This window comes from Psychroflexus lacisalsi (genome assembly GCF_020164495.1).
GTDB classification, from domain to species: domain Bacteria; phylum Bacteroidota; class Bacteroidia; order Flavobacteriales; family Flavobacteriaceae; genus Psychroflexus; species Psychroflexus lacisalsi.
On sequence record NZ_JAIQYZ010000006.1, the window covers coordinates 1 to 25,100 of the forward strand.

Genomic DNA, 25,100 nt, shown 5'->3' on the forward strand with positions numbered 1-25,100 from the left:
TAAAACGCCAAAGGAAGCAGTTGGATAAAGAAGTAAAAGCGATTGAGGAAAAGATCCTGTCCTTGGTCAAGGAAGATCAAGAGCAGCAGCTCACCCTCTTAACCTCAGTGCCTGGAATAGGGCAGAAAACGGCCTTGTTTCTGATTGTAATTACCGATGGCTTCTCTAAATTCGAAAAGGCCTCGCAGCTTTGCAGCTATGTGGGAATAACACCCACTACAAGAGAGTCTGGTAGCAGCGTAAGAGGTAGGGCGAGGATCTGTCTTGCCTCCGACGAGCAGATTGCGAGAGGAAGGCATGAAACAGGAAACTGCGAAATCTACTGTTCTTGTGCGCCTTTAATGCCTGTAAGCACAACAAGGCTTGTAGAGAAATCTATGAGCGTATAGTAAACAAAGGCAAGAGTAAGAAACTAGCGCTGATTGCAGTGGCCAACAAGCTACTAAAACAATGCTTTGCGATAGCCAAATCAGGGCTGCCGTATGATGAAACTTACGTGTCTGTATTGCCGAAGTAAAGAGTACAATAGAAAGGAACAAAAAAGTTCAAAGTATCCATTAAAGGAATCTATGAGCCTAGAATAATTATGTCTCAAATTAATTAAGAAAAGAGTTGTTTTTTACCTCAGTTCTTTGTTGTGCGTTCGTGCTTTCATTTTTCCATCAATGTAATCTTGTTTGTTTTCTTTTTCCAACAGTTCATTTAAGAGTAGACTAGCAAACCATTCTGAAAATATTTTGGCTCCTTTATAGTTTAGATGTCCTAAATCTCCATATTTTGAATTTGAAAGAGGAAAGTTCGAGAAATCTAGGTATTCAATATCTGCATATCGTGATTTAACTATTTCCATATACTTTTCTTCGTTTTTATAGCCAGAATACTCTTTGTGTTGTGGACTTCTAATCAAAATAATTTTTCTGTCATTTTTTTTACAAAATTCGATTATGTCATCTAGGTAAGACAAGTTAGCTTCAGAAATATTTATTTTAACTGGAATAACTGAACTTGCAGTTTGTTTTAAACTTATCATACTATTGATAATTGAGTCTGTTTTATCTCTGTCCAAATATAAATATCCACCTATTTTAGTCGAAAAATTTAAATCATTCTCAAAAATTCTAGTAGATTTTTTTCTTATAGAAAGAGATAGCGCATTGGTGTAGGCTGAAGGATTGTTTTTAAATAACATTAAATCATCATCATTTAATGCACTAAAGTAACCTTTACTAAAAATAGCCCTTATGTTCTTTGACATATTTGCGTGTCTGCTCGCAGTTTTTCGTTTAGTGTTTTCATACATTATCAATATGTCTTTGGAAGTAAAGGTATTCGTTCCGTGATTGCTCGCATAATAAGCATAAACCATTATCCATTCTGTTTCTGAAGATGGAAGTTGCTTCATTATTACATCTTTAATTGAAGGAACGCTAGTTTCTTCTTCATCGATATCAACAATGTCAGGGGTATTAAGTTGCTTTAAATTATTAGATTGTTCGGGTAGCTCAGAATTAGCCAATAAGTTTTCTTCAGATAAGTCAACGCCCATAACTATATTACCTAGACCATTTTCTTTGATGTCTTTAAATTCAGATTGGACAGTATCTTTATCTCCTTCTAATTCAATTTCAAAACTCTTGTATTTCAGTTTAATTCTTAGGTTTCCAATATTTCAATGTATGTTTTTTAAATTATGCCCAACGGACTTGCATATGTTGCAGTAGCGGTAAAATATACTTGTTTTTTTGATTTATAATTAACTAAGCAAATCAAAAGCGACTTTAGGTGTAAACTTAAGCCGCTATTGAACATATGCATGGTTGTGGTTAGTTTTTTAATATCAGTTTTGTTTAATTAACACAATATTATCCATACGCCAAGGTAATGTTGGATCTGGTGCTGGGCCACTTACATCACGAAAATAGTTCATAGAAATATTAGCTTTTAAGGCTTCTTGCCCATTAATAGTTCTTTTAAATAATCTTAAAGTGCCTATGTGCCCTTCTAAAGGAACATCATTTATTGATAAGTCTAAGTTTTTTTCTCCATCTACACAATCATCAACAGGTGAGTATCTGCAATTATTATAGATATTGTTGCCTCTAATACTTGCAGCTCTACCAATACTTGGGTCATTTGCATCAGAAAGCGTGTTTATTTTTTCTACTCTATTTTCTATGTACTGATAGCCACCAATCAACAAATCCTCGTAAAAATCGCCGTTAAAATATTGAGTACTTTTTACTAATATTATCTTTAAAGAGGTATTCCCATTGGTATATAACCATGCACCTTCAAAATTATTGAGAGTATTATTTACATCTTTATAATATGAATTATCAGGGGCTTTACTTTTAGTAACATTTGCATCTTCCATATTTAATACTGGACTTTGTGCTTTACAATTGTAAAAAATTAATCCAATTGCTATTATTGATATTATTTTTTTCATCACTTTAAGTTTTAATTACAAGGGGTTTCGGTTACGGTTTCGTTGTCATTTTCATCTAACTCTAATTGTTTCCAATTGCTTAAGGTAGCATCTGTGGCTTCATAGAAGGAAATACCGTAATCACCAAAAAGCTCTAAAAAGGTTTTTTCTAAGTTGCTGCTATTACTATAATCTTCTCTCATTTCTTCCTTAATATATTTTCTTTTTTCATCATCATTATTCCCTTTAGCATTTTGCATATCGGCATCAATTTTATCAATAAGGGTTTGAATATTGTCTACTCTTAAAGCATAAGTGATGTTGTTTGGTGCTACAACCATAATAAATACTTCATCATTGAAAACGTCGTAGGATTCGGTGTGTAGCAATTTAAGAGCTCTTATATCTAGCCAAGAAGGCACTGCAAATTTGCCTTCAGGGTGCGAATGAATTTGGCCTATCCAAGTAGTGGTATAATTAAAAGGTGATCTTTCATCTGAAGGCCCTTCTTGTAAGCCATCATCATCGGTTACGTTTTTTCTGCCCTCTTCTGACCAAACATTTTTATAGCTCATAGACCACTCATTGTTACCTGCGCCTAATTTTGTTCTTAATTGGTTGACAACTGGTAATATATCTGAACCTAAACCATCGGTTTGTACTAATCTGTTTAAGCGTTCACATTTTATATCTTGTAGACACTCTTCTACGGTTCCTCTATCTGCCACACACTCACAAACTTCTTTGCTATTGCCTTGTAAAAGACAAACTTCATAAGCATCTAATTTACAATCCCCATTTAAATCGCCAGGCGGTGGATTTTCACATTCTTCACCTGGTGGAATAAGTACAGTTATTGGAGTATCGTCAGGTGATGTGCCATCGCCATTTCCTGAACCACCTCCACCACCCCCTGGATTAGGGTTATTGGTATCGTCCCTTGGATCGGAACCATAATCGGTAGCATCGCAATAATAGTAAGGTATTTCATGGTAGCCTGACCACATTGGACTGCTACTAGTACATCCTTGGCAATCATCCCCAGGCATATGACCGCAACCACAGGAATAGGCTACACTTTCATAAGTTACTATCACTACACCATCACAATTAGTTGGGTAGTAGGGGCTTCCTTGAGGGTCTGGCGGATAGCCACTTCCTGGTTCAGTTGGGCCACCGCCACCGGATGGTGGTGCATGTGTAATATCATCACAATACCCATTGTTGTAATATTACCTTCGAATACTTGATTTTGATCGTTTAGCCAGTTTTGGGTTGGTATGTATTGAGTAACAAACATATCAGGTTGTCCGTTCTTGTCCTCAAGAGTAAGATTATAAAAGATACTGCTTTGGTCATTTTCAGAAGTGATTCTCATGGTATAAGATTTATAATTACCTAAAGTAACTTCTTTTATGACATCCGTATAAACAGATATACCTAACGTGTCCTTCGTAGTTTTGCCATGTATGTTTTTTTGTTCTAGTTGCAAGTAAGGGTCAATATTTAACTGAGAAGATAGATTATTAAAAGTTTGTCCTACATTAACTTTGGAAAGTGTTTTTACAGTTGGTACAAATGCATTATTGTTTTCTTCCAATGATTATTCAACAGCGATGTCTTTTTCGCAAGCATTATTCAAAAGCAAAATTCCAAAAAGCAAGATGCCAAGTTTGAGATAAGTTACGATTCGTTTTTGTTCCATACCATTTATGGTTTAAAGTTAGTAATTCAAATTTATATTCACTCTATTTATTTTCAAATTGAGAATGAATAAAACTTAACATTGGGCCAGGTAACTACTTTTCAGTTTGAGTTAAAATTAACCCCAACTCGTTATATGTTTATAAAAAAAACACGCTTATCATTTATTTATTAGGGATAAACGTATGTCTTTATAGTTTTTATCAATACTGTTTGGTCTCAAGTTTTCTTTGGTTGATAACCATACACTTTTAAAGGGAATTTGAATACGGTTGAGCGTAAACTTATTTTGTGTCCAGCGTCAATCCGTTCATTCTGGCTTTAAGTTATCTTTCACCCTTCAGTCAAAACTACAAACCAAACTGGGTCTTAAAAGCTAACTCAACCCATTAAGAAATGTATCGTAAAACATCATTTCAACGCTGGCAAAATCAGAATAAAGCTTTTGTGTAAAAGCCCCTAAAGTCAAGGCATAAAAAAGGTGATTTGTTGCCAAACCACCTTTTTCAACTTTATTATAAATCAATATTAATCTAAATCGAATCTGTCCAGGTTCATCACTTTGTTCCAGGCTTTGGCAAAGTCCTTGACAAATTTCTTGTTGGAGTCTAAACTTCCGTAGACTTCGGCCAGGGCTCTCAACTCGGAGTTGGACCCGAAAATAAGATCGGCGCGCGTGCCTGTCCATTTTTTCTCTCCTGTTTTGCGATCGCTGCCTTCAAACAAGGTTTGCTCATCATTGATGGATTTCCAAGTCGTCCCAAGGTCCAGTAAGTTGATAAAATAATCATTGGTCAACACTTCTGGCTGGTCTGTAAAGACACCGTAATTGGAGTGATCGTAATTGGTATTGAGCGCTCGCATACCCCCAAGTAATACCGTCATTTCTGGTGCTGTGAGGGTCAATAAATTAGCTTTATCGATCAATAATTCCTCATCAGTTACCTTCTTATACCCTTTGGTATAGTTTCTAAATCCATCGGCTCTGGGCTCCAAAGCATCGAAGGAATCGACTTCAATCTGCTCTTCCAAAGCATCAGTTCTACCAGGGTAAAAAGGAATGTGCAACTCGTGTCCAGCTTTTTCGGCCGCTTTTTCTACCGCTGCATTACCTCCAAGCACAATCAAATCTGCCAGAGATACTTTCTTATTGCTTTTCTGAGCTGAATTAAAATCGGTTTGCACACGGTCTAAAACGCCAAGCACTTTCATCAATTGGTCTGGATTGTTAGCTTCCCAGTTGCGTTGGGGATTCAAACGGATATGAGCGCCGTTGGCTCCACCTCTTTTATCGGAATCTCTGTAGGTCGAAGCCGAAGCCCAAGCCACCGATACCAATTCTGAAATGGAAACATCAGAATCCAAGATTTTGGATTTTAAATTTTCAATGTCTTTATCATTAATCAACTCATGGTCTACTGCTGGGACTGGATCTTGCCAGTTGAATTGTTTTTTTGGCACGTCTGGTCCCAAATATCTTTCGATGGGTCCCATATCACGGTGCATTAATTTATACCAGGCTTTGGAATAAGCATCTGCAAATTCTTCTGGGTTTTCATAAAAATGACGTGATATTTTTTCGTAAGCAGGATCTTCCTTCAGGGCGATATCTGTCGTCAACATAAATGGCGCATGTTTTTTATTTGGATTGTGCGCGTCTGGAACTGTCCCGGCACCAGCATTGTCTTTGGGTTTCCACTGGTGTGCTCCGCCTGGACTTTTGGTTAATTCCCAATCGTATTCAAATAAATTTTTGAAGTAAGTATGACTCCATTTGGTCGGTGTATCGGTCCAAGCGCCCTCTAGTCCGCTAGTTATAGTATGTTCTCCTTTTCCAGATTTGTAATTGTTTTTCCAACCCATACTTTGCATTTCAATGGGTGCACCAGCTGGTTCTGCCTCTAAATACTCAGCATCATTGGCTGCGCCATGGGTTTTTCCAAAGGTATGTCCACCAGCTGTCAATGCTACTGTTTCATAATCGTTCATGGCCATTCTACCAAAAGTCACGCGAATATTGTGAGCTGCCCCAAGTGGATCTGGATTTCCGTTAGGTCCTTCTGGGTTCACATATATTAAACCCATATGAGAAGCGGCTAGTGGGTTTTCCAATTCTCCTTCAGAATAACGAGATTGATTGTCTAGCCATTCTTTTTCTGCTCCCCAATATACATCTTCTTCAGTTTGCCATATGTCTTCACGTCCACCGCCAAAACCTTGCATTTTGAGTCCCATGGATTCATGGGCTACATTACCTGTAAGAACAATTAAATCTGCCCAGGATAATTTTCTACCGTATTTCTGCTTAATTGGCCAGAGTAATAATCTGGCTTTGTCGAGGTTGGCATTATCTGGCCAGGAATTGAGCGGTGCAAAACGCTGCGATCCAGAACCAGCTCCACCTCTACCGTCTTGTATTCTATAGGTTCCTGCTGCATGCCAAGCCATACGTATAAAAAACGGACCATAATGTCCGTAATCTGCCGGCCACCAGTCCTGACTGGTCGTCATCAATTCTTCTAAATTTTTTTTGACTGCGGCTAAATCCAGAGTTTTGAATTCTTCCTGATAGTTAAAATCTTCGTCCATAGGGTTTGCCATGGCTGAATTTTGTCTCAGTATATTAAGATTAAGTGAGTTTGGCCACCAGTCTTTATTATCTTTTCCACTGCCAGCAGCCCCTTTCATATCTCCATCTAGAAATGGACAACTTGCAGAAGAGGAATTCACATCCCCAGCTTTTGATTTATTATCGGCATTATTTTTCATATCTTCCATTGTAAGCGTATTAAAAATTAGACTGTAAAGAAATTGAATATAATCTTTAATTAAGTATAAGTTTAATCTATATAATAAATGTAATCATAAGAAATTTTGATTCATTTCTAATAAATGAAATTTAATTAATAAAATGTGATTAAAGATTTAATTAAGTATTGTTTAAGAATGGACTGTATCAGGTTTTTTTGTAAAAACCTTAGAGTTAAACTCTAGTAGAATTAAAACAGAATAGTTTTTCCTTTTTATAACAAGGAAATTTAAGTCTTAGTTTAAGGTGTTCCCGTCTAATTTATTCTAGAATTTAAGTTTGGAGCAAAATGTAAAACTTAAAAACCTCTCTACTAAAAAAAAGTAAAGAGGTTTTTATATGATTCAATTTTACTTGATTGCTTACTTATTCTGATTCACCAAATCCATTAAATCCACATCGTTGCCTAATAAAACTTCTTGAGAATTAATTCTACCAGCTGGTGTATCATTCTCCAATTTTAAAACTCCTCGTGGACAAACGGAAGCACAAATTCCGCAGCCAACACAAGAAGATCTAACTATGTTTTCTCCTTTTTGTGCGTAGGCTCTCACATCTATTCCCATCTCACAATACGTTGTACAGTTTCCACAAGAAATACATTGACCACCATTGGTCGTAATTCTGAATTTTGAAAATAAGCGCTGTTGAAATCCTAAAATAGCAGCCATAGGACATCCAAATCTACACCAGACTCTATTCCCAAAAATAGGATAAAACCCCACTCCTACAACTCCAGAGAAGATGGCACCAATTGCAAAACCATAAGTTGCTCTTAAGGTTTCAGCTTCAAATAAAAAGACCTTATCTATAAGTCCAGAAAAGTGAAGTCCCAGCAAGGAAAGTATAACGACAAAAAAACCAATCGCCGCATATTTAGCATCGTTTTGCAATTCTTCACGCTTATAGACCATCGTCCAAGTAAAAACAATCGTCAATAAACTAGCTACACTTATCAGAAAAGCACTACCAGACAACCAATACTTATCAGTATTTAGATATGAATAAACAACCGCAGTCGTCATTATAACAACAAAAACAACAACTGTATGGACTAACCAACGCTCCAATTTCCAAGAAGACTGGGATTTGTCGCTCAAATGACGGAAAGAATCTCCAGCAGTTTCTGCTAATCCTCCACAACCACACACCCAAGAACAATACCAGCGCTTACCATATTTATAAGTTAAAATGGGAGTGATGATAAGGATAGAAAGAACTCCAAAAATAAGGAGTCCAATACCAACAGTCCCCGAATTTATAAACTGGTCGACTCTATATTGCTCAAAATTATAATAGTTTAAAGGCCATATGTTGACAAAGTTATAATAGGGTAATGAAAAATTATCTCCATTGAGTCTTGACATCAGCTCTGGAATTAAAAATGCAAATCCCAATTGGAAAAACATAACTGAAAATGTGCGTAAGCGTTGATAGCGATTATGACGATATTTCCAGAGGAATTTCACACCAAAACCAACAATAGCTAGGGTATACAAGGTGCCGTAGACAAACCATTGGCTTGCTGCATTCCCACTTATAGCTTTGCTTAACGGATCAAACAAAGCTATAACCCCTGTGTTTTCTCCATCGCTAATCAATCCTATCCAGCTGGGATAAAAATAAAGCACAATATAAAACCCTGTCAAAGCTAAGCCTAAAATATAGGCCCAAAATCCCCGATTGGTTAGAGATTTAAAATAAATCCGATCGTTTTTGATACCTTCAGTCTTATGCCCATAACTCACTTTGGAATACCAAAAAATCCCTGCGAAAACCATGATAAGCGATAAACTCACCCAAACAATTTTAGGCTGAAATTGAATATTGAAACCCGATAAGGTCATTATAAAAATACCCAACAATCCTAGCGCAGAAGATAGTTTTTGCTGGACGTTTAAAGCTTCTGGCGAATTGCCTGTAACAGACATGTTTACATCTACACTCATAATTAGGTTGTTTTTAGTGTATATTGAAATTTATTTTGAATTTCTTTCTCATAAGACTTAAAAAATTCGGGATCAAAGTTAGCCGACTTCAGGTTTTTAATAACCTCATCAACTGTAACTTTCTCAGTTAACCATCGGTCAAAAACCTCATGGCGCAGTCGAATGCCAAAAGTATTGATGCCTTTAAAGATCCGTGATTCTTTTTCATACTGAATATGAATACACTTTTTACCATCTTCATGTTCCCAGTAAAAATCGGTTTGCCCTTCTTTTGGTTTTGGAAACACCCAGCCGTAAGTCTGATATTCAATATCAAAAAATTTGGCCGAGTTAAACCAATGCCCAGGCTTGTATTCCATAGGATTTCCGCAAAGCGTCTGCGCCAAAGTCTCTCCCATCATTCGACCCGTATACCAAACGGCTTCAATCGGCGGTCGATTGCCAATCGGCTCCCGCTGCTCGGCGCAATCGCCAATGGCATACACATCTGTTTCACTGGTTTCTAAACTTCTATTGATCAAAACACCCCGGTTCAAATCAATAGTACTCGATTTCAAAAAACTTATGTTTGGAGAAACGCCAGGCGTTAATCCTACCAAATCACAGTCTAAAACCTCGCCAGTTTCTTTTATTTTCACTGATTTCACTTTTCCGTTTTCGTCGGTGATGATTTCTTCAAGATTAGTTTCTAGTCGTAAGTCGATATGATGTTCCCGGATGTGGCGGTCGATTAATTGCGCCTCTTCAGCGGGCAAAACATTATTCCAAAAATGTTTCTCTCTCACTAAAAATGTGACAGGAATATTCCTAGTGGAAAGCATTTCTGCCAGCTCCACGCCAATTAATCCTCCTCCAACAATGACGGCTCGTTTACAAACTTTATTATTTGGAGCCAATTCTTCTAGCTCTTCCAAATCTTGTTTATTCACAAGTCCGATGACTCCCTTAGCATCCTGACCTGGCCATCCAAACTTGTTATATTTCGAACCGCAGGCGATGACTAGCTTGTCATAAGAAAACACTTCGCCAGACTCAAAAGTTAATTGTTTTTGCTGAGTATCCACATGCTGCACATGCGCTTGCTTTAACTCCAATCTATTTTTTACCCAAAACTTATCTTCATAAGGCTTTAAATGATTCCACTTCATATGTCCCATATAGACATACATCAGCGCCGTTCTGGAAAAGAAATGTTCACTTTCTGAAGAAATCAACGTGATGCGTTTATCGGATAACTTCCGAATGTGCCTCGCCAAAGTCACTCCCGAAATGCCGTTACCAATGATAACAATGTGTTCTTGTTTCAAACCATTTGGATTTTAATTATAAAGCTAGTCGATATTCCATTTGAATACTTACCAAAGTTCGGTATAAACCAATAATTTTGAGCACAAAACCTTCAGTTGTTTATTTTTTTAGCATAAAATTAATACAATTCGTCCGGACTGGCGCCACTCCATTTTTTAAAGTAAATCACCCAAAATAAAAGTTGCAATTTCAAAATACCTTTTGTTTTAAAACGCCTGGCAGATGTAGAAATCCAGTGCTGAATCACGTCAAAATCGGTGAGCTCGTAAAGTGGCTTTAGGATTTCGTGGTCTTCATAAATCAAATAATCTTCGTTGTAACCGCCGATTTTTTCAAAAAGAGATTTGGTTACAAACAAACTCTGATCTCCTCCTCTGCAGGATCTGGCTTTAAATTTGGTCAGCCAGCTGATGAACTTCAGCCAGGGATGTTGACTCCTGAATTTCATTTTAAAACAACCAGCTTCATGTCCTTTATTGACAGATCCAACTATCAATTGGTCAAAATTCTGAGGTGGGAAGGTATCAATATGCAAAAAATACAGGATTTCTCCATTGGCTTTTGCCGCTCCAAAATTCATTTGTCGTGGTCTTCCTTTAGAGCTTTTAAACACCTCAACTCCTTCAACAGTTTTAGCGTTTTCAAAAGTAGCATCCGTGCTTCCACCATCGATGACTAAAGTTTCTTTCACCAATCTGGACGCGCTTATTCTCTTCTGAATTTGATTCAAGTTGGCTTCAATCAATTCAGCTTCATTATAAACAGGGATGATGACACTAATCATTCAACTTACTTTTCGTTCAACTTCCAGGAATAGGACAAATAACTTACAGAAGCATCTTCATTAATGGTTTCTTTTGAATACGTATTGATGAAGTTTATAACTGAATTTCCATCTTTTTCAAAATCTGATGCATACCATTTGAAAATTTTAGACAATTCGACTTTCGTTCTGGAGAGTTTATTTTCTTCAGAGTTGATAAAATAACTCGCTGAAGCATCCAATTGTTTATCCAGTTTGGAAGCCACATAGGCTTCATTCAGAAGTTTCGGACAGGACTCTGAAGCACAATTGACTGCAAAATGCACACGAGGATCTCCCATTTTCAAAAGCATTCCTTTTTCAATATCATCTAGTGAATACTCTTTATCTCCAATTTTAGCAAATTCTGTGCTGAAAGGGTTACTAAAAAATCCTCCGATATCCCTAATGCTTTCTGTAGGGTAGTTCTCTACGATAAGTTTTACTGTAAACGCGTTGTAGGCATTGATGAGGTAAGCTTTCTTTTCATTTTTGGACCAAGAGTCTTGAGGTGGATTGTTTCCTAATAACTTTAAATAAGAATCCAATTTACTTTCATTTTTCTTGAAAGCTTTATAATCAACTTTCCCATTTTGACCGACATGGTTTTGTAATAAAAGATTCCATTCGCTATGCTGATGGATCTGTTGGCTTTGTGCATTTTGGATTCCAAAGCTTGAAAAAAGAATGGTGATAAGAATAAGGTTAAATGGTCTCATTGGTTTTTATTTATATATACGAAAATTTGATCCTTTAAGTTGATTAAATCTATAGTCGCAAATCTTTGTGTCATATTACGTATTAAATTCAGAATAAAATTTAACTAAAGCAATATCTCTTTCTAATTTGATTAGTCTACCAAATTGGTAGAAATTATATACTTTTGGCAAAAATTAAAATGAATTGATTATTGGAAGGCAAAATTAAGCCTCTAAACATTTGATAATCAAACAGAATAAGATTTGACTGATCCTATGAATGAAAATAAACTAAAAGCGATTGAAGCTTCCATAAAAGCCGGCGATGCGATTATGGAAATTTACAAAGAAGATTTTGATGTGGAGTATAAGGATGATGCTTCGCCTCTGACTGAAGCCGATAAAAATGCCAATAAGGTGATTATGTCTTTTTTGGAAACGACTTCTATTCCTATTATAAGTGAAGAAAATAAACAGACAGATTATAGTGAGAGGAAAACCTGGAGTTCGTGTTGGATTGTAGACCCACTGGATGGCACTAAGGAATTTGTCAAGAAAAATGGTGAATTCACCGTAAATATAGCTTTGATCGATCAACAGAAATCAGTGTTTGGAGTTATCTATGTCCCGGCTCAACGCTTACTTTACGTGGGTGATGTAGAGTCTAATAAAGCTTTCAAAGCTGAAGTTCCAGAATCTAACTGGGATGTAGACACGTTATTGAAAGCTGCGATTTTGCTCGAGCCAAGTCATAATTCAAATCCCATCCGTGTGGTTGGAAGTCGTTCTCATATGAATCAAGAGACGCTGGATCACATCGACAACTTGAAAGAAAAGCACCAGAAACCAGTAGAAATTGTTTCTAAAGGAAGTTCTCTAAAGTTCTGTTTGGTAGCAGAAGGCAATGCCGATGTCTATCCGCGTTATGCCCCAACCATGGAATGGGATACGGCTGCCGGACAAGCGATTTGTAAAGCTGTAGGCTTGGAAGTAATCAGCCTGGATACTGAGAAGGAAATGCTATACAACAGGGAGAATTTACTGAATGGATACTTCCACGTGAAAACAGAATTATGAGCGAAAATATAGTCATACACGACTACGAGATTTCTAGGTCCAAGCGAAATAAGGTCAACGGACATGAGTCGTTCGTACTTTGGTTTACAGGACTTTCTGGCTCTGGGAAATCGACTATTGCCAACAAAGCAGAAGAAGAATTGTTTTACAAAGGCGTTTCTACTTATGCGTTGGACGGCGATAACATACGAAGTGGCATCAACAAAGGACTTGGATTTACCAAAGAAGACCGACTTGAAAATTTAAGACGGATTGCAGAAGTTTCCAAACTCTTTGTGGACGCAGGCATAATTACGATTGCCGCATTCGTCTCTCCTTTGATCTCTGATCGCGATCAGGTTAAACACATAGTTGGGGAAAACGATCTGATTGAAATTTTTGTAGACACTTCACTTGAAGAATGCGAGCGTCGTGATGTCAAAGGACTTTATAAAAAAGCCAGAGCTGGTGAGATCAAAAATTTTACGGGAATTGATGCGCCTTACGAAGCTCCATTGAATCCTGAAATTCATATCGAAACCGAGACAACTAAAGTGGACGAAGCGGTCCAGCACATCATAGAATATTTAGAAAAAACACACAGAATTTAGCTATATGAGTACTTATTATTTAAACTATCTAGAAGAACTAGAATCGGAAGCCATTTTCATATTGCGGGAAGTTTGGGCACAGTTTCAAAATCCAGTTATTTTATTTTCTGGAGGAAAGGATTCCATTTTGGTGACGCATCTGGCTAAAAAAGCCTTTCATCCTGCGAAAATTCCTTTCGCTTTGATGCACGTAGATACAGGTCATAATTTCCCTGAAGCCATTCAGTTTAGAGATGACATCGTTGATAAACTTGGCGTTAATCTGATTGTAGGGTCAGTTCAAAAATCAATTGACACAGGAAGAGTCGCCGAAGAAAAGGGAAAAAATGCCACTAGAAATGCTTTGCAAATCACCACCCTTCTGGACACGATTGAAGAGCATAAAATTGACTGTGCGATTGGCGGAGGACGTAGAGACGAAGAAAAAGCGAGAGCCAAAGAGCGCTTCTTTTCTCATAGAGATGAATTTGGACAGTGGGACCCTAAAAATCAAAGACCAGAACTTTGGAATTTGCTCAATGGAAAATATTTTGAAGGCGAGCATTTCCGAGCTTTTCCTATCAGTAACTGGACCGAAATGGACGTGTGGAATTACCTGACCAAAGAAAAAATAGAAATCCCTTCCTTATATCTAGCTCACGAAAGGGAAGTCGTAAAACGAAACGGTTCCTGGATTCCTAATTCAGAATTTTTGAAATTAGAGCCTAACGAAGATATCGTTAAGAAAAAAATACGGTTTAGAACGTTGGGAGATATTACCATCACTGGTGGTATTGAATCTGATGCGGACACGATGGAAAAAATCGTTGAAGAAGTTTCTACGATGAGAGAAACCGAACGTGGTAACCGAAGCGACGACAAGCGTTCTGAAACTGCTATGGAGGACCGTAAAAAAGACGGTTATTTCTAGATTTTCGCTTTAAAACTTTTTAAAATTCTGATTACAAAAACTGACTTACACGATGAAAATAGATAAAAATCAACTGCTTAGATTCACCACCGCTGGAAGCGTAGATGATGGTAAAAGCACACTCATAGGACGATTACTTTACGATTCTAAATCCATTTTTGAAGACCAACTCGCTGCTGTGGAAAGCTCGAGCAAGCAGAAAGGCATTGAAGGTGTGGATTTGGCCATGTTTACCGATGGCCTTAAAGACGAGCGTGAGCAAGGTATTACCATTGATGTGGCTTACCGGTATTTTACAACGCCAAAACGTAAATTTATCATTGCCGATACGCCTGGTCATATCCAATACACCAGAAACATGGTGACAGGAGCTTCCACTGCCAATGCCGCAGTTGTCCTCATTGACGCCAGACATGGCGTGATCGAGCAAACCAAAAGACATACCTTCATCGCTTCATTATTGAATATTCCTCACATTATTGTTTGTGTGAATAAGATGGATTTGGTAGATTATTCTGAAGATACCTTCAACGCCATCGTTGAGCAGTTCGAAGAGTTTTCTTCCAAATTACTTATTAAGGATGTGCGTTATATTCCTATAAGTGCTTTGAATGGAGATAATGTTGTGAACCGCTCAGAACACATGTCCTGGTTCCAGGGTTCACCAATGCTCCATGAACTGGAAACCTTGCACATCAGTAGTGATATCAATAAAATTGATGCCAGATTTCCTGTGCAAACCGTGTTGAGACCTCAGCGTAAAGGTTTTGAAGACTACAGAGGTTATGCGGGAAGAATCGCTAGCGGGATTTACAGGGTTGGTGATGAAGTAGCTGTTCTGCCGTCAGGATTTAACTCGAAAATAAAGTCGATTAACTCTGGAGATAAGGAGGTTGAAGAAGCTTTTGCACCCATGTCTGTGGCGATGACCTTAGAAGATGATATCGACATCAGCCGTGGAGATATGATTGTTAAAATGAACAATCAGCCGGAACTCTCTCAGGAATTTGACGTGATGTTGTGTTGGTTGAACAACTCTCCGGTAAAACCAAGAACCAAATACACCATCATGCACACCTCCAATGAACAGAAAGCAGTCATCAAAGACATCGTTTACAAAATGGATGTGAACACCTTCAAAAGAAATGAAGACGATAAGGATTTAAAGATGAATGATATTGCGCGTGTAAAACTCAAAACCTCTCACCGCCTGATGCTGGACAGTTACAGAGATAATCGCAACACAGGAAGTGTGATTTTGGTAGACGAATCGACCAAAGAAACAGTTGCAGCTGGAATGATTGTTTAGGTAATTAAAAAGTAATTTGTCACCCTGTTCCGAAGCTTTGGGACAGGGTTTTATTTATTCAAAATTTTAACCCGGCTTCAGATGAACGAGGATTTCTAAAACTCATCGAGGGTTTAAGTTATCTTCCCCATGCGATCCCAACATTTAGTTTATCTTGAAGGATGAGGCTTATAGTCTATACAGTTTAAAGTTAACAGAGGCAAAATCAGAAGAAACTTTTGAGCGATTCGTTTTGATTTTATTGAGTACTGAGTATGACTTAAAAGGTGTTTTTAGAGGTTTTAATTAAGTCATAATAATGAAATATTCCGAAGCTTTTGGACAGCATGACAATTCGAAAAATTGGAGGTATTATTTTATAAATAATTGAGAGCCAACAATTAGTTATTCATTAACAAAGTCCTACTTTTGCAGCATCTAAAAAAGAATTTTATAATGGCTCAAGCAAAAGGAATAAAATCTGCTTTAATCTCGGTTTATCACAAGGAAGGTTTAAAGCCTATAGTGGAAATTTTAAACCAACTAGGTGTAAAAATTTACTCCACTGGTGGAACTGAAAAATTCATAACAGACCTAGGCATCAATGTCATTCCTGTAGAGGACATCACCTCTTACCCTTCGATTTTGGGAGGACGAGTAAAAACGCTGCACCCAAAAGTTTTTGGAGGTATTTTAAATCGTGGTGAAAATGCTTTGGACCAGGAAGAATTGAAGACTTACGATATTCCTCAAATAGACTTGGTGATTGTTGATTTATATCCTTTTGAAGACACTGTAGCTTCTGGTGCTACTGAACAAGACATCATTGAAAAAATAGATATCGGTGGTATTTCACTCATAAGGGCTGCTGCTAAAAACTTTAAAGATGTGCTTTGCATTTCTTCAAGAGAAGATTACACCTCTTTTGAAGAAATCTTGAAGGAAGATAAAGGAGTGGTAAGCCTGTCGCAAAGAAAGAATTTTGCAGCGAAAGCTTTTCAAATTTCTTCACATTATGATACAGCGATCTTCAATTATTTCAATACCACTGAAGAAATTCCAATTCACAAACAAAGTTTTGATAATGGAAAAGAATTGCGCTACGGTGAAAATCCACATCAGCAGGGCTTTTTCTTTGGAGATTTTGAAAAAGTATTCAATAAGCTTCACGGTAAAGAGTTGTCTTACAACAATCTGCTTGATGTTGATGCTGCTGTGAATTTGATGTCAGAATTTTACAGGGAAGCCCCAACTTTTGCGATTCTCAAACACAACAATGCTTGCGGGCTTGCACAAAGAGATACAATTCATCAGGCTTACGTAGATGCTTTGGCTGGAGATCCGGTTTCAGCTTTTGGCGGGATATTGATTTCAAATACAGAACTGGATAAAGGGACTGCTGAAGAAATTCACAACCTCTTCTGTGAAGTTGTGATTGCACCAAGCTTCACCGATGAGGCTTTGGAGATTTTAACCAAAAAGAAAAACCGAATTCTTCTGGTCCAGAAAGAATTTCAGTTTTCTGATAAAATCGTGAGAACCTGTTTGAATGGGGTTTTAGTTCAGGATAGAGATGGTAAAACAGATGCCGTTGAAGATTTTAAAACCGCTACAAAACTATCGCCTAACGATGCTCAAATAGAAGATTTATTATTTGCTTCCAAAATTTGTAAGCATACCAAATCCAATACGATTGTACTTGCAAAAAACAAGCAATTGCTGGCCAGTGGAACTGGTCAAACGTCCAGAGTTGATGCCTTGAATCATGCGATTGAGAAAGCTTTGAGTTTTCAGTTTGATCTAAAAAATTCGGTGATGGCTAGTGATGCTTTCTTTCCTTTTCCAGATTGTGTAGAGATCGCTGGAAATGCTGGAATTACTTCTGTGATCCAACCAGGAGGATCCATAAAAGATGAATTAAGTGTCGATTATTGTAACGAAAATAATATTTCCATGGTGATGACAGGAACACGTCATTTTAAGCATTAATTAATTAACTTTATCCTCTTCAAACAATATACTCATGGGATTTTTTGATTTTCTTACCGAAGATATAGCTATAGATTTAGGAACTGCAAATACGCTTATCATTCATAATGATAAAGTAGTCGTGGATAGCCCGTCGATTGTAGCACGAGATCGATTAACTGGAAAAATTATTGCGGTAGGAAAAGAAGCTGCTATGATGCAGGGAAAAACGCATGAAAACATAAAAACTGTACGACCACTGAAAGATGGAGTTATTGCAGATTTTGATGCCAGTGAGCAAATGATAAGTATGTTCATTAAAGAAATTCCTGCGCTCAAAAAACGTTTGTTCACACCGTCTCTTCGTATGGTCATTTGTATTCCAAGTGGAATCACAGAAGTTGAGATGCGTGCTGTTAAGGATTCTGCAGAACGTGTCAACGGTAAAGAGGTTTATCTGATACACGAACCTATGGCCGCGGCTATTGGTATTGGCGTCGATATCATGCAACCCAAAGGAAACATGATTGTGGATATTGGTGGTGGTACTACAGAAATTGCTGTGATTGCTCTTGGAGGAATCGTATGCGATAAATCTGTAAAGATTGCTGGTGATGTGTTTACCAACGATATCATTTACTTCATGAGAACTCAGCACAACCTTTTCATTGGAGAACGCACTGCAGAAAAGATCAAAATCCAAATAGGTTCTGCTACAGAAGATCTGGAAACAGCACCAGAAGATATGAGCGTTCAAGGACGTGATTTATTAACTGGAAAACCTAAGCAAGTGGAGATTTCCTTCAGAGAAATAGCTAAAGCTCTCGACAAATCCATCCTAAGAATTGAAGATGCTGTTATGGAAACATTATCACAAACTCCTCCAGAATTGGCCGCAGACGTTTACAATACAGGAATATACCTCGCCGGCGGTGGTTCTATGCTGAGAGGTCTCGATAAACGTTTATCTCAAAAAACAGACTTACCAGTTTATATAGCCGAAGATCCATTAAGGGCCATTGTAAGAGGAACAGGAATTACACTAAAAGATCTAGAAAGATACAAAGCTGTTCTTCTAAAATAAGTCTAAGCTATGCAGCAAATCATTTTATTTCTTATTAAAAATAAGACAGGTTTGGTGTTTATCATTCTTATGACAATAGCGCTTGGATTAACCTTCAAAGCGCATACCTACCATAATAGCAAAGTGGTTTCCTCTGCAAATTTCGTTACTGGAAATGTTTTAGAAACTTCAGAAGGTATTTCACAATATTTTGGTTTAAAGACTCAAAATGAAATTCTTGCTGAAGAAAATGAAGTCTTAAGAAAAAAATTATTAAACCTTTCTCCTTCTGAAGATACTTTAGAACCTAAATTAGACTTTATTACAGATACGTTATACAGAATTCAAAAGTCGACTGTTGTTTCAAATTACTACGACAAAATAGATAACTTTCTTCTCATCAAAGGTGGAGTAAAAGATAGCATTAAAGAAGACCTAGGAGTTATCTCCAGCAAAGGCATAGTAGGAATAATAGAAAATGTGAGTCAGGAGTTTTCGAGAGTGATTTCAATTCTGAATACTAACACATCCATAAATGCTCAACTCAAAAAGACAAATCATTTTGGAACCTTGACTTGGGATGGAAAGAATCCAAATATATTGAGCTTAGTAGATGTTCCCAGATCTGCACCCGTTAAAGTTGGAGACACCATAACTACAGGTGGCCGTTCTCTTATTTTTCCTGAAAATGTTCCAATTGGAATTATAAGCAAGTATGAGTTGGACGAGAATGTAGGTTATTATAATATTTCAGTGAAATTGTTCAACGACATGACGAATTTAAAACATGTTTATGTCATAGAAAACACGAGAAGAGAAGAAGCTTACAAATTATTAAATCCTGAACAGCCCTAGATGAAAACATATTTCATAAATAGCATAAGGTTCGTCCTTCTTATTCTAGTTCAGGTTTTGATTTTGAACCATTTTGAAATATTCGGGTATATCAATCCTTATATTTATCCATTACTTATCATCTTATTACCTTTCAATATCAACTCTATCCAAAAGCTTTTTTTAGCTTTTGCTTTGGGCATTTGCTTAGATTTTTTTGAAGATAGCGGAGGGATTCATGCGGCAGCAACTTTAGTTATAGCTTACTTAAGACCTTTGTTTCTTAGAAATGCATTTGGCTTAAGCTATGATTATCAAACCTTAAAGTTTTATGATGCACCTTTCAAATCTCGATTTGTTTATGTAAGTTTAATGGTTTTATTACATCATACAATTCTTTTTTCCCTGGAAATTTTTAGTGTTAATCATTTATTATATCTGTTTGAAAAGATTGTTTATTCTTCAATTTTCAGTATAATCTTGATATTGATCACTTTAAATTTAATTCGAAAAACCAGTAAATGAGAAAGTTACTCCCCATCATTCTAGTAAGTTTTACAGCCTTCCTCTTTTTGATTCGACTATTTTATCTACAAATAATGGATGATAGTTATGACGAAGTTTCAACAAACATTTCTGTAAGGAAAGTTTATGATTATCCTCAGCGAGGTTATATCTACGATAGAAATGGAGAATTGATGGTGGGCAACCAACCCGCTTATGATGTGATGGCTGTACCTCTTGAAGTTAAAGAATTTGACACTTTAGAGTTAGCAAGTCTATTAAAATTAACTCCTGAAAGACTTAAAACTCAACTTGAAAGAGCCTGGCGTTACTCACCAAGGCTAGCATCAGTGATCACACCTCAACTTACAAAAAAGGAGTATGCTTACCTGCAAGAGCGCATGCATAAATACCAGGGGTTTTATATTCAGAAAAGATCTTTAAGGGATTATGATGTAAAACATAGCGCCAATATTTTAGGCTATATAGCAGAAGTTGGTCAAGGAGAAATTTCAGAAAAATCTTATTACCAATCAGGTGATCTGAAGGGAAAACAAGGCGTAGAAGAACAATACGAAGAAGTCTTAAGAGGAGAACGGGGAGTTAAACATTACCTCAGAGATATTCATAACAAAAACATCAAACCCTTTAAAGAAGGTAAATTTGATACGGTTTCCAAAAAAGGAAGTGATTTACATCTTACCATAGATGCAAAACTTCAGGCTTATGGCGAAAAGTTGATGAAAGGAAAGCGCGGGGGGATTGTTGCTATAGAACCTAGTACAGGTGAAATTTTAAGCTTGGTCACAGCACACTCTTACGATCCAGACTTATTGGTAGGGAGAAAACGTTCCAGAAATTTTACAGAGTTGTATTACGATACTATCCAAAAGCCCTTATACAATAGAGCTTTGCAGGCGATTTATGCTCCAGGCTCTCCATTTAAAGCACTTACTGGCCTGGTAGCTCTTCAGGAAGGTGTAGTAGATTTAGAAGAAGATTTTAGGTGCAATGGTGGGTATTCCTATGCTAGAGGTGTAAGAATGGGATGTCATAACCACCCGAGTCCAGTTCAAATGGTTACTGGCATTGCGCACTCTTGTAATTCTTATTTTGCTCAAATCTATAGACGAACTATTGAAAAATATGATACTCCCCAAAAAGGTATAGACGTCTGGCGAGGTCACATGGCAAGTTTTGGTTTAGGGGATTATTTAGGATATGATTTACCAGTCGGTAGAGCCGGATTGTTACCAGATGCTGATTATTATAACAGAGCGTACAGGTATCCGACATATCAATGGTATGCAAGTGCAACCTTATCTAATGCTATAGGTCAAGGAGAGGTCCTTACCACGCCAATTCAATTGGCGAACGCCACAGCTGCTATTGCCAATAAAGGTTGGTTCTACAGACCTCATATCATTAAAAAAGTAGACGACAAATCCATAAAAGAAGAAAAATATACAACTAAGCAAGTCACTACTATAGATAAAGAACATTTTGATCCTATTATACAAGGGATGCACGATGTTTTCAATTATGGTACTGCAAAGTTTCTTAGAGTTCCTGGTATTGAAGTGTGTGGAAAAACAGGAACTTCAGAAAATTACACTAAAATTGACGGGGAAAGAGTTCAGCTAACAGATCATTCAATTTTTATCGCTTTTGCTCCCAAGGATGACCCTAAAATCGCCTTAGCCGTTTTTGTAGAGAATGGCTACTGGGGTTCTCGTTATGCTGGTAGAATCTCTACTCTTATGATAGAAAAATATCTTAAGGACGAAATCGAAAGAACAGATTTGGAAAGATGGATTTTGAATAACACTCTGGAAGATGAATATGCTAAACCTTATTCTGGTGAACCTTTTAAAATTAACCAGTAAAAATGCCCAAAACGTTACTGCAAATCGATTGGCTTACGATTCTTATCATTGCGATTCTTATAGGTTTTGGCTGGGGCAATATTTATTCTACCACATTTGTAAGTCCTGATGAAAGCATCTTGGATCTTTCCAAGATATATGGAAAGCAGCTGCTATGGATATTCTTAGGGGCTTTAATTGGTGTTGTCATCTTAGCCCTGGAAAGCAAATTCTTTGAAAGATTCGCCAATATCATTTATCTTTTTGCTGTTTTGTCACTTTTAGGCCTTTTCGCTTTCGGAAAAACCATCGCAGGACAAACAGCTTGGTATTCTTTTGGAGCATTTAGTATTCAACCTGCTGAATTTGTGAAAGTAGCTGTTGCATTGGCTTTGGCAAAGTATATAAGCGATTTAGACAATGACTTGTCACGATTTAAATCCCAATTTAAAGCCTTTGCTATAATTGGTGTTCCTCTCGCACTCATTATGCTTCAACCTGATGCGGGTAGCGCACTTATTTATTTAGCATTTTTGATTCCACTCTACAGAGAAGGCCTTCCTCACTTTTACATAAGCATTGGTTTCCTCACTGCAGCCATTTTCATTCTTACACTTAAATTTGGTTTTACCCTGTTCGCACCCATTTTTGGTGTTTTAATCATCATTGTATATCTGTTCAATAAAAGGAATAAGCCAAAACTCTGGAAATACGCATTGATATTATTATTCGGAATTGGATTTTCATATTCTGTCAATTTTATTTTAAATTCAGTTTTGTTACCTCACCAAAAAGATAGGTTTGATGTGCTTATTGGTGAGACCAATGACATCAAAGGGTCTGCGTTTAATCTTTATCAAAGTGAGGTCGCTATTGGTAGCGGTGGATGGACAGGAAAAGGCTGGCTAAAAGGTTCTCAGACCCAAGGTCGGTTTGTGCCAGAACAACATACTGATTACATCTTTAGCACCGTAGGAGAGGAATGGGGCTTTATGGGAACAAGTATTGTGGTTATTTTATTTACGCTGCTTATTTTAAGATTATTTCACCTTGCCGAACGACAAAAAAATCAGTTTAGCAGAGTTTACGGATATTCGGTAATGTCAGTAATTTTTGTGCACTTTTTTGTAAACGTTGCCATGGTAATTGGCTTGTTTCCAACCGTGGGAATTCCATTGCCATTTTTTAGCTATGGCGGCTCAGGCTTGTGGGGATTCTTGATATTAGTACTAATTTTCCTTAAGCTGGATGCTAAAAGAAAGAGCTTGAACTAGCTAGAGCTAGCTATCTAATCTTCAAGATACATGTCGATTAGACCTTCAGGAGTTTTGAAGTAAATCGTTTTTTCTTCTTTATCCACTTTTTGAATAAACCTGTCATTAACAGGGATAATGATCTCTTTCCCGTTGAAGTCAATAAAAAAAAGCGCCTGCATGGTTTGGTCATTGACGAACTTAATGCTGCCGATTTCTCCATGAGTTTCATCAACAGCTCTATAATCTATAATCTCGTGATAGTAAAATTGATTTTCTCCTAGTTTAGGCAACTGAGACAATGGTAAGTAAACATCTCTTTTAAGCAGGTCGTCTGCATCTGCTTCCTCATCAACTTCCTCAAGTTTGACACGAAGTAGATTGCTTTTTTGGAGATTGGATTTTTCAATAAAAAAAGGAATCAATTTATTGCGGTAATCCACAAAAATTGATTCCAGGTTTTGGTAGAGTCCAGGTTCGTCGGTATCCAATTTGATTTGCAACTCCCCCTTAAAACTAAATTTACTCACGATGTGACCCAAATAAAAACACTGGTCTTTTGTCATCGTAAATCCTTTAGTTAATCCTCTTTTTTAGTCTCTTCTTCAGAAGCTTTTTCTTCTTCTGCAGGAGCTTCTGCTTCCGCTTCCGCAGCTGCTTTAGCCTCTGCTTCTTCTTTTGCTTTTGCTTCTTCCTCTTCCTGAGCAGCTTTAGCTTCAGCTTCACGCTTAGCACTTACTTCTCTTTCCGCTTCCAATGCTTTTTCTCTTTCTGCTTCTTTAGCTTTCGCCGTTTTTTCTGCAGAAGTCGATATTTTATCCTCTTTTTCAGACATCCAAGCTTCGAATTTCTTCTCTGCTTCTTCCTCTGTCAACGCTCCTTTGTCAACACCCGCTAACAGGTGTTTTTTCATCATAGCGCCTTTGTAAGATAAAATACGTCTTGCAGTGTCAGTTGGTTGAGCACCGTTTCTTAACCATTTCACAGATGAATCTAGGTCTAGTTCAATAGTTGCAGGTTGAGTTACAGGATTATAAACGCCTAATTTCTCTAGGTATTTACCATCTCTTTTTGAACGAACATCTGCAGCGACGATCCAGTAAAAAGGTTTTCCTTTCTTACCGTGTCTTTGTAATCTTATTTTAACTGGCATAAAAAATTAAATTTTGGAGTTCCCGACCCCTGTTATTAATAATGAGGTGCAAAAGTAAGTTTATTTTTTGAAATACAGAGGTTTGGGTTTAAGATAATTACCTTCTCTGCTGAAGTTGAATAGAACTATCTTTAGTGTCTTTAAAACTAGCCCTTAGTTAAAGTCGTCTTGACAGGTAGAGCAGTTTGATTCTCCTACCAGCTTACCATTTCTATCAATTTCATATTTACAACATTCATTAAAGTTCACTTTTAAAATGCACTTTGCTCTTCTAATTCTAGCTTTTAAATTTTCAAGGCTTATCCCCAACACTTTTGCAGCATCTTTTTGCTTTTCCCCTTTTATATACACTTCATTAATAGTCTCTTTATAAATCTGAGGCAATTTGTTTATAAACCTGTCAAAAAAACATATCTGCTGAAAGTTTTCTAGAGCAATTTCATTTTCTGTATTGAAGTTTTCCACATACACCAATTCTTTGTTGAAGTAATTAGCGATTTCATGGCGAGCGATTTGAAAGATCCAGGCTTTCACTTTTCCATCACTTTGAAGTGAAGACCGATTTTTATGAATTTTTAAAAAAGTGTTTTGAAAAATATCATTCGCAACTGTTTTGTTCTTTACTTTTTTTAGAATGAAAAAGTACAATTCTTCATTAAAATCGTTCCATATTGTTTTTGTTTCCATCTTTTTTGAAATAAATAAAAGGCAGGACATTAATCCCGCCTTTTGAATTTAACAACAATCACACTTGTTACAGTCACATTGAGAACAAGGACAGTTGTTTTCTAAACAATTTTTGCAATTGCATTTAGTACAGTCACAGTTTGTACACTTGCATGTATTCATGATTTTTGGATTTATGATTCAATAAGTAGACTAAATAAGCTTAAAAAG

General features: G+C 37.0%; 23 protein-coding genes and 1 pseudogene. 11 read left to right on the top strand and 13 right to left on the bottom strand.

Going from position 1 to position 25,100, the window contains the following annotated elements:
• Positions 1-517: pseudogene (locus LB449_RS12445) on the top strand (transposase); the annotation flags it as partial.
• Positions 518-619: 102 nt separating this feature from the next.
• Here LB449_RS12445 and LB449_RS12450 read toward each other — a convergent pair.
• The 10 genes from LB449_RS12450 to LB449_RS12495 form a co-directional block, all read right to left on the bottom strand.
• Complete coding sequence (locus LB449_RS12450) at positions 620-1,546, bottom strand: hypothetical protein (RefSeq protein ID WP_224455441.1); 927 nt, start codon at positions 1,544-1,546, stop codon at positions 620-622.
• Positions 1,547-1,837: 291 nt separating this feature from the next.
• Positions 1,838-2,449, bottom strand: coding sequence for a DUF6705 family protein (locus tag LB449_RS12455; protein WP_224455443.1), 612 nt, complete (start codon positions 2,447-2,449; stop codon positions 1,838-1,840).
• An 11-nt stretch (positions 2,450-2,460) separates the two neighbouring features.
• Complete coding sequence (locus tag LB449_RS12460) at positions 2,461-3,525, bottom strand: hypothetical protein (protein ID WP_224455444.1); 1,065 nt, start codon at positions 3,523-3,525, stop codon at positions 2,461-2,463.
• Positions 3,525-4,028 (bottom strand): hypothetical protein, encoded by a 504-nt coding sequence (locus tag LB449_RS12465; RefSeq protein WP_224455446.1) that lies wholly within the window; start codon positions 4,026-4,028, stop codon positions 3,525-3,527. Before LB449_RS12465 ends, LB449_RS12460 begins: the two co-directional genes overlap by 1 nt.
• Before the next feature lie 480 nt (positions 4,029-4,508).
• Positions 4,509-4,658: a hypothetical protein gene (locus tag LB449_RS12470; RefSeq protein ID WP_224455447.1), complete on the bottom strand. Its 150-nt coding sequence runs from the start codon at positions 4,656-4,658 to the stop codon at positions 4,509-4,511.
• A gap of 2 nt (positions 4,659-4,660) precedes the next feature.
• Complete coding sequence (gene katG / locus LB449_RS12475; RefSeq protein WP_394372323.1) at positions 4,661-6,901, bottom strand: catalase/peroxidase HPI; 2,241 nt, start codon at positions 6,899-6,901, stop codon at positions 4,661-4,663.
• Positions 6,902-7,303: 402 nt separating this feature from the next.
• On the bottom strand, positions 7,304-8,890 hold the full coding sequence (locus LB449_RS12480) for a 4Fe-4S binding protein (protein WP_224455452.1): 1,587 nt from the start codon (positions 8,888-8,890) through the stop codon (positions 7,304-7,306).
• Between the two features lie 2 nt (positions 8,891-8,892).
• A complete protein-coding gene (locus LB449_RS12485) occupies positions 8,893-10,197 on the bottom strand; it encodes an NAD(P)/FAD-dependent oxidoreductase (protein WP_224455454.1) in 1,305 nt (434 codons plus the stop codon).
• Between the two features lie 119 nt (positions 10,198-10,316).
• Positions 10,317-10,982, bottom strand: coding sequence for a TIGR04283 family arsenosugar biosynthesis glycosyltransferase (locus LB449_RS12490; RefSeq protein WP_224455456.1), 666 nt, complete (start codon positions 10,980-10,982; stop codon positions 10,317-10,319).
• 5 nt (positions 10,983-10,987) lie between these two features.
• Positions 10,988-11,719, bottom strand: a complete 732-nt coding sequence (locus LB449_RS12495) for a DUF547 domain-containing protein (protein ID WP_224455458.1) — start codon at positions 11,717-11,719, stop codon at positions 10,988-10,990.
• 255 nt (positions 11,720-11,974) lie between these two features.
• Between LB449_RS12495 and cysQ the strand changes: the two genes are divergently transcribed.
• From cysQ to rodA, 10 genes are all read left to right on the top strand, one after another.
• Positions 11,975-12,775 carry a 3'(2'),5'-bisphosphate nucleotidase CysQ gene (gene cysQ, locus LB449_RS12500; protein ID WP_224455460.1) on the top strand — a complete coding sequence of 267 codons (801 nt, stop codon included), beginning with the start codon at positions 11,975-11,977 and terminating at the stop codon, positions 12,773-12,775.
• Complete coding sequence (cysC, locus tag LB449_RS12505) at positions 12,772-13,365, top strand: adenylyl-sulfate kinase (RefSeq protein ID WP_224455461.1); 594 nt, start codon at positions 12,772-12,774, stop codon at positions 13,363-13,365. Before cysQ ends, cysC begins: the two co-directional genes overlap by 4 nt.
• Before the next feature lie 4 nt (positions 13,366-13,369).
• Complete coding sequence (gene cysD / locus LB449_RS12510; protein WP_224455463.1) at positions 13,370-14,275, top strand: sulfate adenylyltransferase subunit CysD; 906 nt, start codon at positions 13,370-13,372, stop codon at positions 14,273-14,275.
• Positions 14,276-14,327: 52 nt separating this feature from the next.
• Positions 14,328-15,584, top strand: a complete 1,257-nt coding sequence (locus LB449_RS12515) for a sulfate adenylyltransferase subunit 1 (protein ID WP_224455465.1) — start codon at positions 14,328-14,330, stop codon at positions 15,582-15,584.
• 435 nt (positions 15,585-16,019) lie between these two features.
• Complete coding sequence (purH, locus tag LB449_RS12520) at positions 16,020-17,552, top strand: bifunctional phosphoribosylaminoimidazolecarboxamide formyltransferase/IMP cyclohydrolase (protein WP_224455466.1); 1,533 nt, start codon at positions 16,020-16,022, stop codon at positions 17,550-17,552.
• Between the two features lie 34 nt (positions 17,553-17,586).
• A complete protein-coding gene (locus LB449_RS12525; RefSeq protein ID WP_224455467.1) occupies positions 17,587-18,615 on the top strand; it encodes a rod shape-determining protein in 1,029 nt (342 codons plus the stop codon).
• A 9-nt stretch (positions 18,616-18,624) separates the two neighbouring features.
• Positions 18,625-19,449, top strand: coding sequence for a rod shape-determining protein MreC (mreC, locus tag LB449_RS12530; protein ID WP_224455468.1), 825 nt, complete (start codon positions 18,625-18,627; stop codon positions 19,447-19,449).
• Positions 19,450-19,953: a rod shape-determining protein MreD gene (mreD, locus tag LB449_RS12535; RefSeq protein ID WP_224455469.1), complete on the top strand. Its 504-nt coding sequence runs from the start codon at positions 19,450-19,452 to the stop codon at positions 19,951-19,953.
• The gene (gene mrdA / locus LB449_RS12540; RefSeq protein ID WP_224455470.1) at positions 19,950-21,818 is read left to right on the top strand and encodes a penicillin-binding protein 2; all 1,869 of its coding nucleotides are present in this window, start codon (positions 19,950-19,952) and stop codon (positions 21,816-21,818) included. The genes mreD and mrdA overlap by 4 nt, the downstream gene beginning before the upstream one ends.
• Before the next feature lie 2 nt (positions 21,819-21,820).
• Positions 21,821-23,071, top strand: a complete 1,251-nt coding sequence (gene rodA / locus LB449_RS12545) for a rod shape-determining protein RodA (protein WP_224455471.1) — start codon at positions 21,821-21,823, stop codon at positions 23,069-23,071.
• 14 nt (positions 23,072-23,085) lie between these two features.
• Here the strand turns inward: rodA and rimM are convergent, their stop codons facing one another.
• The 3 genes from rimM to LB449_RS12560 form a co-directional block, all read right to left on the bottom strand.
• Positions 23,086-23,616: a ribosome maturation factor RimM gene (gene rimM, locus LB449_RS12550; RefSeq protein WP_224455472.1), complete on the bottom strand. Its 531-nt coding sequence runs from the start codon at positions 23,614-23,616 to the stop codon at positions 23,086-23,088.
• Between the two features lie 14 nt (positions 23,617-23,630).
• Positions 23,631-24,203, bottom strand: a complete 573-nt coding sequence (locus tag LB449_RS12555; protein WP_224455473.1) for a 30S ribosomal protein S16 — start codon at positions 24,201-24,203, stop codon at positions 23,631-23,633.
• Positions 24,204-24,356: 153 nt separating this feature from the next.
• Positions 24,357-24,890 carry a sigma-70 family RNA polymerase sigma factor gene (locus tag LB449_RS12560; RefSeq protein WP_224455474.1) on the bottom strand — a complete coding sequence of 178 codons (534 nt, stop codon included), beginning with the start codon at positions 24,888-24,890 and terminating at the stop codon, positions 24,357-24,359.
• Between the last annotated feature and the right edge of the window lie 210 nt (positions 24,891-25,100).